The organism is Neobacillus terrisolis (assembly GCF_051233475.1).
In the GTDB taxonomy this organism is placed as follows: Bacteria; Bacillota; Bacilli; order Bacillales; family Cytobacillaceae; genus Bacillus_BU.
The window spans coordinates 155,670-173,993 of the sequence record NZ_JBKFGH010000016.1 but is presented as its reverse complement, the minus strand read 5'-3'; the positions used below and the strand labels follow the sequence as shown (position 1 = coordinate 173,993).

Below are 18,324 nucleotides of genomic sequence, written 5' to 3'. Positions count from 1 at the left end.
CTTCCTTGTTTTGTTTGTTTATATACAAACATTTTATATCTTTGTTGTCAATAACGCAAACGTATTGTGAAAACGTTTGTTTATTTTTCTTTAATAAAAGCTCTGTTAAATTTGGCTGTTGATTTCCGCTCCAGGTGCTCGCTTTCCGCGGGGGAGTCCGGGAGCCTCCTCGGCGCCATAGCGCCTGTGGGGTCTCCCGTGACACCTTCTCCCGCAGGAGTCTCGCACCTTCCGCTCCAATCAACAGAGTGCTCAAAACGAACATTTTTCTTAAACACAGTCTTAATGAAAAAAGCGCACACCTTGAGGGTGTGCGTAGAAATTCCTTATAACGAACATTGGGCTAAAGTTAATAAAACAAAATCTCCTTGGTTGCACGGTATTCACTAGGTGTTAGTCCAACATATTTCTTAAAAATATTGCAAAAATAATTTGGTGTATTAAACCCTAGCTCTTCAGCGATTTGCTCAATCGTGTTATTAGAGTGGCGTATAAGAGCAATAGCACGCTGCAAGCGTACGTAAGTCACAAACTCGACAAAGCTTCTGCCTGTTTCTTTTTTAAACAGACGGCTAAAGTAGGTAGGGCTGAAATTGATGTGTGCAGCGACTTTTGTAACCGGAATTTCTTCAGCATAGTGTTCTCCGATGTATTCAATACTCTTGAGAATTTGTTTTTCCTTTGCTGTCTCGTCAAAATAACGAAGAACGAGGCGCTCATAAGGAGGGGTCCGCCGTGCAGTCTTTGCTTCTATATAAGAATGGTGTAACAGAAGAGGTTCGTTATAAATGGTACCGACCCCAATATAAAGATAAATTCCGTATTTGTCCTGTAGTTCACTGATCACACTTAAAATATTATCCTCACCTTCCTGCCAATCTCGAGGTGAAGCAAATCCTGAAGGAACACGAAGAAGCATAAGCAAGTGTTTTCGGTACGGAACAAAGAAAACCTGTCCTTGAAATTTTTCATTAAAGTATTTTTGAATGATTTGTGGAGCGTGCCAGCCTTCATTGTTTTCTCGATTTGCCTCTTTTACAAAGCCTTGAATAAAGACAACGGTGTTTGGGATGGAATTTGTTGTTGAGAATAATCTAGATTCGATGAATTCGTGGTGAGATTTGACATCACCACGAAGCAAACGTCGCAAAAAAAGTTCTTGTAAGGCCTCGTTAGTCTCACTCTCTTTATTGTCTAGTATTCCATCGTTACTCATAATAAAACTATGATGATCACGGAGGATCGCTCGCTTAATCGTACGAGTAAAAAAGTTCCTCTTCACTGGTTTAACAAAGAAAAAGGGTATGTCTAATTCCATTGTTAGTGGTACTGTATGCAGCAGTTCTTTATTCAAAAGCGGAAAAATAATAAGATGCTTGTGCTGCTTTTTTAATCTATGAATAAATACCCAATCTAATAGTTTACTTATTTCAACTACGAGAATTTGCATGTCCCTATTCGGTTCTAAACTGGATACAACCTCTGAATAATGTTGGAATTCCTCTTGGATCCAGGTTGATAGCCTATCTTTTTCCTTACTACAATTGACTATTAGCTGAATGCTAAACAATGTAATCCCCTCCATTTAAACATTCACCTATTAATATCCCTTTTTCATAATAACATAAAACTATTTTGAATATAGCAAATATTTATAAATTTATGACAATTTAGTGCAAGGTATTGCAAGAATTTATAAAGTAAAATCATAACAAGCATTATCATATATGAATGCTGATTAGGAGAAAAGGAGGAAAGCGGGGCTTAATTATTTTCTTACTAAAAAAGAGGAGGAGATGAACCGATGGCAGCGGAGTATACTGAGTATGATTACGTGGAGGCAGGCAAGATTGATGTAAAGGATCTACCACCTTTAGACTCTGAGACAAATAGCATAATGAAAACAGAGTTTAGTACAGGCTTTAAACTGGCGATATTCTATTATTTATTCGTTTTTACGATTCCGGTATTAAACTGGTTCGCTCCTGACTTTATGTTTTCACCTATGTGGGGAGGAATGAGCGTAACTTGGTTTTTAACAGGTATAGTTGCGATGGCAATGGCATTTGGTATTGCTTATGTACATACGCATCTTTATGTTAAGCGCTTACAAGCAAATGCTCGAAAAACACTTAATAACGATGGAGCAAAAGCGAATGATGGAAGGAGTGTTATTTGATGCAAATGCTACTTGAACCAAAAATGCTCATGACGATCATCCTCATGGGAACCATCGTCTATGTAACGTATTTAACAAAACGAAATGCAACAGCATCCGATTTCTTTGTTGGGGGCCGAAGCTTTGGCTGGTTTATGAACGGATCAGCTATCGGCGGTGATTATCTGAGCGCAGCAACATTCCTCGGACTTGCCGGTCTTACCTTCCAGCTTGGATACGATGGATTGTACTATACTTTCTGTTTCTCAATCGGATTAACTTTATTAGCGATTTTCGTTGCGGGTCCACTTCGCCGTTTTGGTGCATACACAGTAGCGGACTTCCTTGCTTACCGCTTCCATAGTAAACGTGCGAGATTAGCTGCTGTAACAGTAGTATTAGCGATTTCTGGTTTTTACGCAGCTCCACAGCTTTTAGGTGCAGCACAAATTTTAAGTATGTTCTTTGGTACAACATATGAATTTGGAATCATATTTACCTGCGCAGTAATGATTTTCTATGTAGGTGTTGGCGGAATGAAAGGAACTACCATCAACCAGGCACTGGAGCTATGGATCCGTCTTGGCTGTTTCGTCCTTATGGTTGCCGCAGCAATCTGGGGTGGCTTACATTACCAAAAGATCCTCGCAGCAGTTACTGAGTTTTCAGGTACCATCTCGGGAACAGCAAAATATGCCCTTGATGGAAAAGATGTAGTTCATGATGGAAATTCATGGGCTGGAACTGGAAATTACTTCCCAAGTTTCTGGCAAACGATTTCAATGACGATTGCATTATCACTTGGAACAATTGGTCTTCCACACATCTTGCTAAGATTTTACACGAACCCAAGTGCAAAAGCAGCTCGTAAAAGTGCTTTAATGGCGATTGGAATTGCTAGCTTGTTCTTCTTCTTTGCTGTATATCTTGGCGTAGTTGGTCGTGCTATTTTCTTAGAAGGAAACGCTGATCCACAAGTTATCAAGGATTTAGTTGCTGGTGGTAATAACATGGTAATCCCATCAACGGCACAAGCACTTGGCGGAAAATGGTTATTAGGTCTTGTTATTGCAGGGGCATTTGCCGCGATTTTCTCAAATCTTTCTGGTTTATTTATCGCAAGTTCTGGAGCTCTTGCTCATGATTTATATGCAACAATCTTCCGTAAAAATATTAGTGAAAAAGAGCGAGTAGTTGCTGGTAAAGTATCAATTGTCATCCTTGGTATTCTATACGGCGTACTAGGATTAATGGTTAAAAATGCCTCAATCGGTCACCTAGTTGCACTTGCGTTTACCGTTGCAGCTAGTACATTTACACCAATTTTCATCTTAGGTATTTGGTGGAGAGGTATGACAGAAAAGGGCGCCATTGCAGGTTTAATTATCGGATTACTTGTTTCAATGTACACGATTTTCCTTCCAACCACTTTGCCTGAGTTCTTACAATTTAAGATCCCAGGAATCATCACTGTTCCAATCGGCTTCTTGAGCGTTTATATCGTTTCTAAGATTGACAGAAAAGTACCTGCTGATGTTAACGAGTTTATGAAGAAGGTACATTCTAAGGAATCAGAAGTAGCATAGGGGTTAGTTTGTATAAAAGGGGATTATACATTCATGGGGGAAACAAAACACGACGTTTTTTGACAACGCTTACATGATTCGACAAATTGGTTTTCGTTCTTGTGAAATAAGTTCGGGCTGCTGATCAAGCAGCCTTCTTTTTTTGTTGGAGAAGAATGTTAACAACTTTGTCCATTGTCAATAAAATTGATTATCAAAGCTATTTAAAAAATATCGAAAAATTACTTGTAATATTCAGAATATTGTGTATAATAATAATTAAGTTCTTCGCCCTATCTGCAATCCAGCAGAAGGCAGGGAAGAACTTAATCACGATTTTGCTTTATGAAATTTAATCAAGACTGTTAAGATTCAAGCCCATCCCTTACCGGATGAAGCTACTGGATCATGATGCCAGTCCTTAATCACAATCATTTCGTATTGTGATAGGACTGGCTTTTTGTTTGCTTTAAAAGTTTGAAAGAAGGGGGGATTTTGTGAACGGAGCTTTAGAAGGGATTAAAGTATTAGATTTAACAAGAGTTCTTGCCGGTCCGTATTGCACGATGATCCTTGCGGATTTAGGTGCGGATGTTATCAAGGTTGAAGCTCCCGGCGGGAGTGATGAAACAAGAGGATGGGGACCTCCATTCCAAAATGGTGTAAGTGCCTATTACTTATGTACAAACCGAAATAAGCGAAGTATGACAGTGAATTTAAAAACAGAAGAGGGCAGAGAGATCATTCGCAAGCTGGCACATGAATCAGATGTTTTGATTCACAATTTTAAAACCGGTTCAATGGAAAAATGGCTCCTTGATTATGAACACTTGAAAGAAATAAATCCTAAATTAGTTTATTGCTCAATCACCGGGTTCGGAGAGACAGGGCCCTATAAAAATCTGCCAGGTTATGACTTTATTATTCAAGGTATGAGCGGAATCATGAGTATTACTGGAACTGAGCAAAGCGGGCCTTTAAAAATTGGCGTGGCGATGGTCGATATTTTAACAGGTTTATATTCTGCTGTTGCGATTCAAGCCGCATTACTTGAACGTGTCCAGTCCGGGTTTGGTCAAAAAATTGACATGTCCCTCCTTGATTGTGCAGTCGGGTCTCTAGCCAATGTGGCGAGTAATTACTTAATTTCTGGTAATGTACCGCAAAAGCTGGGGAATGATCATCCTAATATCGTTCCATATTCTACGTTCCGTACAAATGATGGCGAAATGATTATCGCCGTTGGGAATGACCGCCAATTTTCATCGCTATGTGAATTGCTCGACCTTACTGAGATAGCACAACACGAGAAGTTTAAAACAAACGCAGCTAGAGTTGTCAATCGTCAAGAACTGACTGAAATCCTAGAGGAACGTTTACAAACTAAAACAATGGATGATTGGATTGAGTTATTTTCCAAGCACAATATCCCTTGTGGGCCGATTAATTCTATGGATCGAGTCTTTACTAATGAACAAATAGAAGCAAGACAAATGAAGGTTGAAATGAACCACCCTCAGGCAGGTAAGGTTCGCCTGGTTGGATCACCGATTAAACTGTCAAGAACAAAAGTAAAAATGGAACGCCATCCACCACTGCCAGGGGAACACACGGAAGAAATATTACAACTAGTAGGGTATGACGGAAAAATCATTAATCAATTAAAAAATAACCATATTATTTAGGAGGTTTTATGATGAATTTTGAACACTCAGAGGAACAAGTAATGTTAAGAAAGATGGTAAGAAGTTTCGTAGATAAGGAGATTATGCCAAATATTCACGAATGGGATGCAAACGGCTATTTTAATCCGGAAATTTTAAAACGATTAGCAGAACTAAATTTAATGGGGGTTTGTATCCCGGAAAAATACGGCGGCAGCGGAATGGATTATAACTCACTGGCCATTGTTTGCGAGGAGTTAGAAAGAGGGGATACAGCCTTTCGTACCGCAGTTTCCGTACACACTGGGCTTAACAGTTTAACGTTATTACAGTTCGGGACCGAGGAGCAAAAACAAAAATATTTAGTTCCACAAGCAAAAGGGGACAAAATAGCGGCATTTGGACTAACAGAGCCTGGTGCCGGATCTGATGTGGCTTCGATCAATACGACGGCGGTAAAAGATGGAAACGATTACATTCTAAACGGTTCCAAAACGTGGATTTCCTTATGTGATTACGCTGACCATTTTATTGTATTTGCGTATACCGATAAAGAAAAATGTCATCATGGAATTTCCGCTTTTATTGTAGAGCGAACGATGCCAGGGTTTTCATCACGTGCAATCAAAGGAAAATTAGGAATTCGCGCTGGAAATACTGGGGAATTATTCTTTGACCAAGTAAGAGTACCGAAGGAGAATCTGCTTGGCAAAGAAGGAGAAGGGTTTAAGATTGCAATGGCAGCATTAGACAATGGTCGCTTTACCGTTGCAGCTGGGGCAGTTGGGTTAATTATGGCTAGTTTAGAAGCGAGTGTGAAGTACTGCCACGAACGAAAGACTTTCGGAAAAGAAATTGGCAGACATCAGCTAGTTCAACAAATGATCGCCAAAATGGAGTCCGGATTACAAACGAGCAGACTTTTAGTTTACAGAGCGGGAGAGCTTAAGAACCAAGGAAAGCGTAATACAAGGGAAACCTCCTTAGCAAAGTGGATTGCCTGTGATTTTGCAAACCACGCTGCAGATGATGCTGTTCAAATCCATGGTGCATACGGCTATTCAAGTGAATACCCTGTTGAGCGTTATTTGCGTAACTCAAAAGCACCGGTTATTTATGAAGGAACTCGTGAAATTCATACAATTATGCAAGCGGAATATGTGCTTGGTTACCGTGAGGACAAGCCTTTAGGTCAACCATTACCGTCATGGCCGTTTGAATGTGATAAAGAAGCCGTCAAAAATTAACAGATTGATATAGTCGGACGGATTTTTCGAAATCCGTCCGAAGAAATCCAAGGAGGGGTTAAATGAACAAACAAGCTGAACTTAATCGTGTTCTATCAAGAATGGATGTGATTGTCCTAGCATTCGGTGCCATGATTGGTTGGGGATGGGTCATTCTTTCGGGTGATTGGATTCAAAAAGCAGGTTCTTTAGGCGCTATGATTGCTTTTGTTTTAGGAGGAGTCCTTGTCATTTTTGTAGGATTAGTTTATGCAGAATTGACAACGGCATTACCCAAAACAGGAGGAGTTCATCATTTTGCCATGACTGCCCTTGGTTCAAAAGCGGCCTTTATCGTATCTTGGTCGATTCTATTAGGGTACGTCTCAGTCGTAGCCTTTGAAGCGGTTGCTCTTCCTACCGTTGTAGAGTATATTTTTCCAAATTATCAGGCTGGATATATGTGGACAATTGCAGGATGGGATGTCTATTTTTCCTGGGTTGTAGTCGGTGTTGTCGGCTCGCTTCTCGTCACGATCATCAATTGGTTGGGAGTGAAACAAGCCGCTTTTTTACAGCTCATCTTAACCATCCTTTTAGCTGTAGTAGGACTTAGCTTAATTGTTGGGGCAACCGTTGGTGGGGATGTAAAAAATATGGATCCGTTATTTTCAACGGGTATGTCCGGCGTTATGGCCGTCTTGATTATGACACCATTTATGTTTGTTGGCTTTGATGTCATTCCGCAAATGGCTGAAGAAATGAATATCCCAAAGAAAACGATTGGAAGAATTTTGCTTCTGTCAGTCGGACTAGCTGTCCTTTGGTATGTGTTAATTATCTTTGGTGTTTCATTGTCATTAAACGAAAAACAACTGCTAGCCGCTAGTCTTCCGACTGCAGATGCAATGGGGGCAGTGTTCGGAGCACCTATCTTCTCCAAGCTGTTAATTTTTGGTGGTATTGCAGGAATTATGACAAGCTGGAATGCTTTTATTATCGGTGGGAGCCGCGTAATGTATGCGATGGCTCAGGACGGTATGCTGCCCAAATGGTTTGGTCAATTACACCCAAAGTTTAAAACCCCAGGGAACGCTATATTAGTTATTGGTCTTTTGACCTCTTTAAGCCCCCTTCTTGGAAGGCCTGCGTTAGTATGGCTTGTTGATGCAGGTGGACTTTCCATTGTTATTGCCTACTTAATCGTTTCAGTTTCATTTATTGTACTTAGAAAAACACAACCAGAATTAGAACGTCCGTTCCGTGCCGGAAAGAATAATTCCATTGGTATTCTTGCTACCGTTTTAAGTTTAGGGTTTGTTTTCTTGTATATGCCTGGAATGCCCGCCTCACTCATTTGGCCTTATGAATGGTTCATCATCGGAACTTGGTGGATCATCGGCTTATTCTTCTTTTTACGTACACCAAGCATTAAACCAAGTAACACACTTACATTACAAGGACAGTCCTTAAAGGAGTGATTTTCGAATGAAAAAGGAAGATTTAAAAGAAACCTTGGTCGCCTTAGATAAAAAACACTTTATCCATCCAACTTCTTCTTTAAAAGTACAACAAGAATCGGGTGCTCCGTTTATCTTTACAAAGGGAAAAGGAGTCTATCTGACCGATATTCGTGGCAGAAGAGTATTGGAAGGGATGTCTTCATTATGGAATGTGAATGTTGGCTACGGTCGGAAAGAGTTGGCAGAAGTGGCACGGGCCCAAATGGAACAGCTCGCTTTTACAAATTCCTTTTCATCGATGAGCAATGAACCCGCAATCCGCCTTGCGGCTAAGCTTGCTTCCATAACCCCTGGGGATTTAAATGCGGTGTTTTTTACATCAGGTGGTTCGGAGTCGAATGATACCGCTTACAAACTAGCGCGATACTATTGGAAAATAAAAGGCAAACCCCAAAAAACCAAAATTATATCGAGAAAAAAAGCGTACCACGGGGTGAATATCGGTGCAACAAGTGCAACCGGAATACTACCATTCCAAGAAATGACTGATTCGCTTGCTCCTGATTTTATTCATGTTGACACCTTTTCCACTGATTCTCTTCGCCAGTGTATTGAATGTGAAGGCGCCGAAACGGTGGCAGCATTTATTGCTGAGCCTGTTCAAGGTGCAGGTGGGGTGAATATTGCTCCCGATGGATATTTTCAAGAAATCCGCAAAATATGTGATGAATACGGGATCCTCTTCCTTGCTGATGAAGTCATAACAGGTTTTGGGCGGACAGGAAAAATGTTTGCGTGTGAGCATTATGGGGTTATTCCCGATATGATGCTTCTCGCCAAAGGAATTACCAGTGGGTATATCCCTCTAGGTGCAGTTATCATTCGGGAAAAACTCCATCAAGATTTGATTGAGTGTTCTGAGGGTGTCCTTCTCCATGGGTATACGTATAGTGGACATGGTACTTCCTGCGCGGTTGGTTTAAAAAATATTGAAATTATTGAACGTGAAAATTTAGTTGAGAATTCTAGATTAATGGGAGAGGAGTTGCTGAAAGGGTTTATTAAGCTTCAACAAGATATTGACATCGTTGGAGAAGTAAGAGCGCTAGGGTTAATTGGTGCTGTTGAGATCATCAATCCGATCACTGACAGACGGTTCCAAGAACCGATTGCTCCTAGAGTTAGTGCAGAAGCAGCCAAACGCGGACTCATTATACGAACGGTTGTCTTTGAAGGAATGGACACATTAGTATTTTCACCTCCACTTGTTATTAATAAAGAGGAGGTCGAAGAATTAATTTCAATTTTACAAGAATCATTATTAGCAGTACAAAACAACCTTTTACAGGGAGGAATATTAAATGGTCGTGGATCAAAAAGTTAATGGAATCTACATTGGAGGGGAATGGCTGGATGCTCACTCGACACGCCCTGTTCAGAATCCTGCAACATTAGAAAAGCTGACAGAGGTATCGTATGGGGGATATGACGAAGCCAACCGGGCTGTTGCCGCAGCCAAAAGCGCATTCCCTGAATGGTCAACTAAAACAGCCCGGGAGCGCTCAACATTTTTATATAAAGCCTATCAAAAAATGATGGAAAAGAAGGAGGTACTTGCCCGGACGTTAACTTTAGAACAAGGGAAACCTTTATCAGAGGCAATGGTAGAAATTGAGTCTGCTGCAAGTTACTTACTTTGGTATGCCGAAGAGGCCAATCGCGTATACGGGGAATTGATACCCTCCTCGAAAGCTAATAAACGTCTTTTAGTGGTTCCCCAAGCAATCGGCGTCATTGCAGCTATCACTCCTTGGAATTTCCCGGCATCTATGGTAACTAGAAAGCTTGGTCCAGCGCTTGCCGCTGGTTGTACGGTCGTTCTAAAGCCAGCCTCGCAAACCCCGTTAACTGCAATAGAAATTGTCAAGGTATTTGAGGAAATAGGTCTTCCACAAGGAGTATTAAATCTTGTAACGGGTGATGCAAAGGCAATTGGGGATGCTTGGACAGAAAATCCGGATGTGAAATTAATTACGTTTACCGGTTCAACTGAAATCGGTAGACAACTTATGCAGAAAAGTGCACAACATATTAAGAAATTATCGTTGGAACTAGGTGGTCATGCGCCAATTTTGGTCTTAAACGATGCAGATATTGATTTAGCTGTTGACTTAACGATCGCCAGCAAATATCGAAACTGTGGTCAGACATGTATTTGCACCAATCGCGTCTATGTCCAAAATGATATTGCAGATGAGTTTATTTCTAAGTTATCTGCTAAAGTTGGCGAAATGACCATTGGTAATGGATTGGAAAGTAAGACAACAGTTGGCCCGCTAATTGATCAAAGCGCTCTTGAAAAAGTTAAGGAGCATGTTCAGGATGCCGTTTTAAAGGGTGCATCAATTGCTAGAGGAGGAAGGGAGTGGACGGGCGATCTTGAAGGATATTTCTATGAACCTACGATTCTGGTACAAGTAAATAAGGAAATGAAGGTTATGCAAGAAGAAACATTTGGCCCGGTTTTACCTGTAGATACTTTCGATACAGAGGAAGAGGCGATTAGATTAGCCAATCATGATCAATACGGACTTGCTGCTTATGTGATAACAGAAAGCACCAATCGCGCCTTCAAGATGATGGAAGCACTTGAATATGGAATCATTGGGATCAATGATGTATTCCCAGGAGCAGCGGAAGCTCCTTTTGGCGGAATGAAAGAGTCGGGTCTCGGCAAAGAGGGTGGAAAAGAAGGGATTCTAGAATTTGTTGAAATGAAATATGTTTCATTGGGGGTTCGAATATAAATTAGGCGATTCACTTGGATTAGTTTCAAAATATATGAAACGTGATATTTCTTAATTGTCTAACTTAATATTTATACTGATAAGACCGAAGTAGATCTTCGGTCTTTATTAGTGACAGTTTTTTAACTGAAGTTTATTTCAGCTCATACTGCTTATATAAATCCTTTAACGCCGCAACAAGGGCATTGTTGGCTTTTCCTAAATAGCCATCTTTTAATTGCTTTAATGGAGTTTCGATCCCTTCCTGTAAACTGTGGCCTTTCAATATTCTTGATATGTATTCCTTCCCATGTTCAGTGGCTAATGTGCAGGAAGCCTCCACGATAACACCATATTTCTTATCAATTTCTGCCGTAATCGTCAGCGTTTCAAAAACACTTTTGGCTGCCATCCCAGAAGGTAATTTTGCATGGCCAGCAATAAAAATGGTGTTCATCTTATCCCCCCTTTAATTAACTTAATATTCAATATATTTAGCTTAATATAATCACTTAAATTTATATAGCGAAAAAAAGGAAGAATGATTAGAACTTTTGTTGGAACTTGTCGACGAAACCTAATATGTTATAGCAATAAAGTATCCCTTTATAATAAACCTTTAACATGTAGTAATAATTCTTTTTTCCTTTCTTCACTTTTTCAATAGAACCGTTTATAATGTTTATAGGAGATATTATGACCTAGTCATAAAAACAATACGTAAGGGTGATGGAATGAAAAGAGTAGGGATCATTGGGATTGGCACATACGTTCCAGATCAAATTGTTACAAATATTGATTTAGAAAGTAAAATAGATACAAATGACGAATGGATTCGTACCAGAACAGGTATCGAAGAACGCAGAATTGCCGGAGAGGAAATGGATACCTCGCATATGGCCATTTTGGCGGCAAAGAGAGCTCTTGAAAATGCTTCTTTACAAGCGGAAGATATCGATATGATCCTAGTTGCCACAGCAACTCCAGATCATCCATTTCCATCTGTCGCCTGTATGGTTCAAGAGGCACTAGGAGTTATGAATATTCCGGCAATGGATGTAAGCGCAGCTTGTTCCGGTTTTATATATGCAATGGCAACTGCCAAACCGTTTATTGAAACCGATACATATAAAAATGTATTAGTCATTGGCAGTGAAAAGTTTACAAAAACGCTTGATTGGGAAGATAGAACCACCTGTGTTTTATTTGGAGATGGTGCGGGTGCTGTTATCTTAAGTGAAGTGTCCTCTGATCGCGGAATTTTATCAGTTGATTTAGGAGCAGACGGTAGCGGAGCAGACTATTTATACATTGATTCCGAAACAGGGAAGATCAAAATGAATGGTCGAGAGGTTTATAAATTTGCCGTTCGCCAAATGCCTGAATCAAGTTTACACGTTGTTGACAAAGCAGGACTTAAAAAGGAAGATGTTGACTTTCTTATTCCGCATCAAGCGAATATTCGTATCATAGATGCAGCAAGAGAACGATTAGGACTTGATAAAGAAAAGGTGTCAACTACAGTCACGAAACATGGAAATACCTCAGCAGCCTCTATTCCACTAGCGTTGTTTTCTGAAATAGAAAATGGCTTGATTCATGAAGGGGATGTCATAGTCATGGTTGGTTTTGGTGGAGGCTTAACATGGGGTTCAATATGCTTAAAATGGGGTAAATAAATTGCAGTTGGGGAGAAAGCAAAAATGAAAAAACGAGTAGTAGTCACAGGAATTGGAGCCATTACTCCACTTGGAAATGATGCTTTATCAACATGGGAAAACATCAAAAACGGGCAGTCCGGTATTGCTCCAATCCAAAAGTTTGATATGGAGAAATTTAATGTCAAAGTTGGCGGAGAAGTAAAGGGATTTGTGCCAGAAGAATTTATGGATGGCAAGGAAGCAAAAAGAATGGGACGCTATACTCAACTTGCTGTAGCCGCAAGTAAGATGGCGATTATCGACTCAGGGGTTCATATTGGTGAAAATGTTGACTCTGAACGAGTTGGTGTTTGGATTGGTTCGGGAATTGGCGGATTAGATGAATTCGAGGAGCAGCATAAACGATTCCTAGATAAAGGTCCAAGACGTGTTAATCCATTTATTATCCCGATGCTTATTCCAGATATGGCTGCTGGACGAGTTTCCATTGAATTAGGAGCTAAAGGTATCAATAATTGTTCAGTAACGGCATGTGCTTCAGGTGCCAACTCGATCGGAGATGCGTTCCGAGTTATTCAAAATGGTGAAGTGGATATTATGGTAGCAGGCGGTACAGAAGCGGCTATTACAGAAATGACAATTGCAGGTTTTTCCAATATGACAGCATTGTCGACTAATCCAGACCCGAAAACAGCCAGCAGACCATTTGATAAAAATCGTGATGGTTTTGTCATTGCAGAAGGATCAGGGATATTAATTTTAGAAGAGTTAGAACATGCTTTAGCTCGTGGTGCAAAAATATATGGTGAACTTGTTGGGTATGGGGCAACAGGTGATGCTCATCATATAACGACTCCTGCTCCAAATGGTGAAGGAGGTCAACGCGCGATGAAATTAGCGTTGAAGGATGCTAATATCTCTCCTGAACAAGTAGATTATATTAATGCTCATGGTACAAGTACTTACTACAATGATTTATATGAAACATTGGCAATTAAAGAAGTATTTGCAGAACATGCTTACAAGCTTGCCATAAGTTCCACTAAATCGATGACAGGACATTTATTAGGTGCTGCCGGAGCGATTGAAGCGATATTTTCACTATTGGCAATAAATGAAGGAATTGTTCCACCGACCATTAATTACGAAACTCCAGACGAGGGATTAGATTTGGATTATGTTCCAAATGTGGCAAGAGCTCAGGATGTAAATATTGTCTTATCCAATTCTCTTGGATTTGGCGGCCACAACGCTACATTAATCTTTAAAAAATATCAATAATAACAGTAAAAAACCCGAATTTCAGAATGTTTTGCATCTGGAATTCGGGTTTTTTTGTTAACAACCGTTTAAAGAAGAGTCATTATTGAGGTCTTATTGATGAGGTCTTTTTCATGGAACTTGGTTCCACAGCCGGTGTTTCGTTCTTTCTGCTAAAAATTAATGGGGTTAAGACCATTACACCTAAAAACAGAATAGCTGCTTTCAGTGAAATAAACGCCCAAATCAAAATATTAGTCGAAAAAAGTAGGAGAAATGCAATTAGAACTTTGTACTTTTCAATGACATTAGCGATTTTAAGTTTTCTTTTTCGTTTTTTGTATTCGGCTAAATCAAAAACATTATTCATAGTTATCCCTCAACATTTATAAAATTCAGACAATTAATATTACTTTTATCACTGTTTTTAATTTTTGTCAATAGATGAACATTACGATTTTGTGAATAACGAACCGGTTTTAATGTAATAAGTTAGTAAATATTGACTATCGATTAAGATTGTTAGATAAATTTGAAGATTTTGTTAACACTGTCATATTCAAAAAAATTAGTGATATAATTGTATAAAGTCAAAAAACTCAGGAGTGAATGCTATGAATAACGCAAAAGAAAGATTATTAAAGCTAATTGACGAAATTCCAGAAAGCGAAGTAGCCGACGTTTTAGACTTTGCAGAACACTTAAGGGAACGTCCTGAAATGAATTTATTTAGAGAAATGAATGAAGATGACAAAGAAATCCTAATCCAATATTGGGATAGCGATATTTATGATGAGGTATGGAAAGACATTTAAATTACTGTGACTAAGTTAAAAGTCACTAATTTCCCGTCTATAAATTGATTGACTTTATTTTTTCATTTAAAATGTAGTTTTTGCCCTGTAGTTCACATTGAATTACAGGGCTTTTTGTATTTGTTACAAAAATAATATGACGTTTTACATCTTTTCAAATGTAAATACATGATTATAGTGAACTTATCTAAAAATATGGATAGACAAAGTGAGGTGTTCAAATGGAAATCAAAAAATATAAGTTAGTTCCTGAGCAAGATGGATACTCCTTAATTGTTTATGTAGAACCCCCCCATATGGAGTTTTCGAGAGAATTCGGTATTAAAGATCGTGATATACAACCATCGTTTCGACATGAAGTCAAGGAGTTAATCGATCAGAAATTCCCGAATGTTAAGGTCATCACCATAAAAATCGTAATGGGTACGATGCTATTAGGAGCCTTTCCGATTGCTGAGATCGTGTCCCAAGCAGCAGTTACCCAGAGCCCTAGCATAGTGACAACCATCCCCTATGTTACCTATGTTGTTCAGAGTGGGGATTCTTTATATAAAATAGCTGCAGTATATGGAATAACCATAGATCAAATCCGAAATTTAAATCAGTTAACAAGTAATACAATTATTGTAGGTAAAACTCTTTATTTACCATTTGTTTCATATACAGTGGCACCAGGGGATTCTTTGTCAGTAATAGCCAAAAGATACTATTCCACGGTCGACAGTATTAAACTAAAAAACAATTTGAAATCCGATACCATTTTTGTTGGTCAGCGGTTATTGATTCCCGTTTTGAATCCACCTCTAATTGGAGGTGCTGGTACTTCGCTAATAACGGCACCGATTCCAACTCCAACGCCTGTGCCGACAACGACAACTTCTCCAACAACACCAGTTCCTGCACCGACAACAAACACGGCACCTACGCCAATAGTATCGACGGTTACAGAGTACAAGGTAGTTTCCGGTGATTCTTTATCCGTTATTGCAAAACGATTCAATACGACTGTTTCTGCCATTCAAACAGAAAATAACATGACTACCGATCGGATTTTTATTGGACAGGTTCTAAAAATACCTAGTGCACCTCAACCAACAGCACCAATGCCTGTCCCAACTACCCCGGCAGCAAGTCCAGTACTAGCCCCTCCTCAGACTACTACTGAGTACGTGGTGGTAGGTGGAGATACATTAAGTGCTATTGCCAAGAGATTTAATATAAGCGTTGCCCAAATTATGGAAAGAAACAATCTAACAATAGACCGGATTACAGTTGGTCAACGACTCTTTATACCTGCGACCGGTCAATCAACTACTGAGAAAGATCTCATTCCACCAAATACACCAACCGTTCTATATGACACTATTGTGAATGGGAAAAATGTCAATTCCTTTGTTATTTCGGGGATGTCAGAGGCCAATTCGAAACTATTCATTACGGTTATGGATCACGTAAAAAAAACAGTGATAAAAGAGGCAAAAGCGGATCGTAACGGAACGTTTTCCACCAGCCTTGATCTTGTACCCCTTCAAGATGGTCCGATTACTTTGTCTATTTTTGCAGAGGATGAGGCTGGAAATAAGAGCAGTTCAAGGTCTGAAGTGACGATAAAGGATACAACAGGACCAAGTGTGTTGTCTTTTAATCCTTTTCCGGTCATTTCACAAAAAAACGCCTCTGATTATACAATATCAGGACAATCAGAACCGAATAGCTTTGTCGATATTAAAATAACAAATACTACTGATCAAATCTTAAAAACCGTACAAGCGGATCGTGAGGGGAATTTTTCTTTTGTCCAAAATACGGAACAACTTAAGGATGGAGAGTTCTCCTTTACTGCCGTATCGCGTGATCAATATGGAAATATCGGAAAAACATATGAGGCAAGACTGACAAAAGATACCACCATCCTACCTGTAACGAATGTCGAAGTAACGAACAACGGAATAGCCAATAAGAATAATGCTGCAAAATTTACTATAAAGGGAACAAGTTCCGAGGAGGGTGGAATAGTCCGGATTGTCGTATCGGACGGGGTAAACACGAAAACGGAAGAAGCGCTCGTTTTCAATGGTGTTTTTGATAAAGCAATCGACCTTTCATCATTAAACGATGGTGTATTATCCATCAGAGTCACCCAAACTGACCAAGCGGGGAACAGTAGTGCTGATGTCACGACAACCATTCTGAAAGATACCGTAAATGATTCCCCTGTTGTGTTTACAAGTGGGGTTGAAAGAACAACTTCAGGTTTCTTTTATAAAATAACCGGGCAGGGTGAGCCATCAGCTTCCGTTGAAATTACCGTAATGGGACAAACCGGAACCCAAGAAATAAAACAAACCGCTACGGTGGATGCAAGTGGTCGTTTTGAGGTAATGATGAATATATCTTCCATTGCAAAGCCTTTCGTAACAATGAAGCAATTGGACCGGGCAGGGAACATGACCAATGATACCATTGTAGGAATCACTAGTTATATTGTTGGGAGTGGTGATACATTATGGTCTGTTGCAAATCGGTTTAACACTACGGTGGATAAACTGACAACGTTAAACAATTTAAATACGACAGTATTACAAATTGGCCAACAACTTAAGTTGCCAAGTGTAGCGGGTGTTAGCTCTCCGGCTTTTAGTGAACAGGACTTTTTTAATATGGGGTATTTATACTTTGGCAGTTCGCAAACGTATATCGAAAGTGTAAATAAAGCCGCTAATACCATTAATGTCGTATCACCTAGCTATTTTGATCTAAATAGCGATGGAACATTAAAGCTGACCTCACAATTTGATCGCCAATTTATTGTATCCACTCAAAGCGCAGGAATGAGAGTCGTACCTTTCTTAAGCAATCATTGGGACAAAGCCACAGGGGAAAAAGCTTTAACCAATAGAGAACTTTTGTCGACCCAAATAGCCGACACTATCCGTATATATAACTTAGATGGTATCAATGTAGATATTGAAAATGTGACAGAGGAATATCGTGATGAGTATACCGATTTTATACGGTTACTAAGGGAGAAGATCCCTTTAAATAAAGAGGTATCTGTGGCGGTAGCGGCTAATCCTAATGGTTATACAACGGGTTGGCAGGGATCTTATGATTATTCTGAGTTGGCAAAGCACTCTGATTATCTGATGATCATGGCCTATGATGAAAGCTATCCAGGAAGTGCCCCAGGACCGGTCGCTAGTATTCGTTTTGTGGAGCAATCGATTAAATATGCCTTAAATCAAGGGGTCCCAAAAGACAAAATTGTTTTAGGTGTAGGTCATTATGGACGTTATTGGAAAGAAGGAAGCTCGTATGGCGGTGATGGTATTTCAAACTTTCAAATTGAAAAAGCCGTGAAGTTGTATAATGGAACAGTGACGTTTGATGAAACAACCAAGTCAGCCAAAGCGGTGTTTACCATTAAAAGAGGGGATCCAACCATGTCTATTAGCGGAAAAACTCTGTCCGAAGGCACATATACCGTTTGGTTTGAAAATTCAGCAGCTATAAAAGCAAAAATTGATTTAGTTCATAAATATGGGATTAAAGGCCTTGGAAATTGGAGTTTAGGGCAAGATAATCCTCAAATATGGACTGATCTATCAGAGTGGCTGCAAAGTGGCATAACACCTGTGACAGGAGAGACCCATCAATAATACACCTCAAGAACTCTGTTATCAGCGGGGTTCTTTTTTATGTGGATGTCCTTGTTTATGGTGGCAT

14 protein-coding genes are annotated in these 18,324 nt (G+C 39.6%); 11 read left to right on the top strand and 3 right to left on the bottom strand.

From position 1 onward, the window contains the following. Positions 1 to 349: 349 nt before the first annotated feature. Complete coding sequence (locus ACI48O_RS11735; protein ID WP_435561992.1) at positions 350 to 1,585, bottom strand: helix-turn-helix transcriptional regulator; 1,236 nt, start codon at positions 1,583 to 1,585, stop codon at positions 350 to 352. A gap of 219 nt (positions 1,586 to 1,804) precedes the next feature. On the opposite strand from ACI48O_RS11735, the gene ACI48O_RS11730 reads away from it, so the two are divergent. The 7 genes from ACI48O_RS11730 (at position 1,805) to ACI48O_RS11700 (ending at position 10,883) form a co-directional block, all read left to right on the top strand. Continuing rightward, entirely contained in the window at positions 1,805 to 2,179 is a 375-nt protein-coding gene (locus ACI48O_RS11730; protein WP_435561991.1) for a DUF485 domain-containing protein, read from the top strand. Then, positions 2,176 to 3,744: a sodium/solute symporter gene (locus ACI48O_RS11725; protein ID WP_435561990.1), complete on the top strand. Its 1,569-nt coding sequence runs from the start codon at positions 2,176 to 2,178 to the stop codon at positions 3,742 to 3,744. Before ACI48O_RS11730 ends, ACI48O_RS11725 begins: the two co-directional genes overlap by 4 nt. A gap of 476 nt (positions 3,745 to 4,220) precedes the next feature. Further along, positions 4,221 to 5,408 carry a CaiB/BaiF CoA transferase family protein gene (locus ACI48O_RS11720; protein ID WP_435561989.1) on the top strand — a complete coding sequence of 396 codons (1,188 nt, stop codon included), beginning with the start codon at positions 4,221 to 4,223 and terminating at the stop codon, positions 5,406 to 5,408. Positions 5,409 to 5,419: 11 nt separating this feature from the next. Next, positions 5,420 to 6,634, top strand: coding sequence for an acyl-CoA dehydrogenase family protein (locus ACI48O_RS11715; protein ID WP_435562001.1), 1,215 nt, complete (start codon positions 5,420 to 5,422; stop codon positions 6,632 to 6,634). Positions 6,635 to 6,696: 62 nt separating this feature from the next. After that, positions 6,697 to 8,094 carry an APC family permease gene (locus ACI48O_RS11710; protein ID WP_435561988.1) on the top strand — a complete coding sequence of 466 codons (1,398 nt, stop codon included), beginning with the start codon at positions 6,697 to 6,699 and terminating at the stop codon, positions 8,092 to 8,094. 7 nt (positions 8,095 to 8,101) lie between these two features. Further along, positions 8,102 to 9,460, top strand: a complete 1,359-nt coding sequence (locus ACI48O_RS11705; RefSeq protein ID WP_435561987.1) for an aminotransferase family protein — start codon at positions 8,102 to 8,104, stop codon at positions 9,458 to 9,460. Next, positions 9,438 to 10,883 (top strand): NAD-dependent succinate-semialdehyde dehydrogenase, encoded by a 1,446-nt coding sequence (locus tag ACI48O_RS11700; protein WP_435561986.1) that lies wholly within the window; start codon positions 9,438 to 9,440, stop codon positions 10,881 to 10,883. The genes ACI48O_RS11705 and ACI48O_RS11700 overlap by 23 nt, the downstream gene beginning before the upstream one ends. A gap of 133 nt (positions 10,884 to 11,016) precedes the next feature. Here the strand turns inward: ACI48O_RS11700 and ACI48O_RS11695 are convergent, their stop codons facing one another. After that, positions 11,017 to 11,319, bottom strand: a complete 303-nt coding sequence (locus tag ACI48O_RS11695) for a DUF3870 domain-containing protein (protein ID WP_435561985.1) — start codon at positions 11,317 to 11,319, stop codon at positions 11,017 to 11,019. Between the two features lie 277 nt (positions 11,320 to 11,596). Between ACI48O_RS11695 and ACI48O_RS11690 the strand changes: the two genes are divergently transcribed. Both ACI48O_RS11690 and fabF read left to right on the top strand, forming a co-directional pair. Next, positions 11,597 to 12,541, top strand: coding sequence for a beta-ketoacyl-ACP synthase III (locus ACI48O_RS11690; protein ID WP_435561984.1), 945 nt, complete (start codon positions 11,597 to 11,599; stop codon positions 12,539 to 12,541). 24 nt (positions 12,542 to 12,565) lie between these two features. Then, positions 12,566 to 13,804 (top strand): beta-ketoacyl-ACP synthase II, encoded by a 1,239-nt coding sequence (gene fabF / locus ACI48O_RS11685; protein WP_435561983.1) that lies wholly within the window; start codon positions 12,566 to 12,568, stop codon positions 13,802 to 13,804. Positions 13,805 to 13,886: 82 nt separating this feature from the next. Here the strand turns inward: fabF and ACI48O_RS11680 are convergent, their stop codons facing one another. Continuing rightward, complete coding sequence (locus tag ACI48O_RS11680) at positions 13,887 to 14,153, bottom strand: hypothetical protein (protein WP_435561982.1); 267 nt, start codon at positions 14,151 to 14,153, stop codon at positions 13,887 to 13,889. A gap of 244 nt (positions 14,154 to 14,397) precedes the next feature. Between ACI48O_RS11680 and ACI48O_RS11675 the strand changes: the two genes are divergently transcribed. Together ACI48O_RS11675 and ACI48O_RS11670 are read left to right on the top strand one after the other, a co-directional pair. Next, positions 14,398 to 14,598, top strand: coding sequence for a DUF2281 domain-containing protein (locus ACI48O_RS11675; RefSeq protein WP_435561981.1), 201 nt, complete (start codon positions 14,398 to 14,400; stop codon positions 14,596 to 14,598). Between the two features lie 221 nt (positions 14,599 to 14,819). Then, positions 14,820 to 18,257, top strand: coding sequence for a LysM peptidoglycan-binding domain-containing protein (locus tag ACI48O_RS11670; RefSeq protein WP_435561980.1), 3,438 nt, complete (start codon positions 14,820 to 14,822; stop codon positions 18,255 to 18,257). Positions 18,258 to 18,324: the final 67 nt, after the last annotated feature.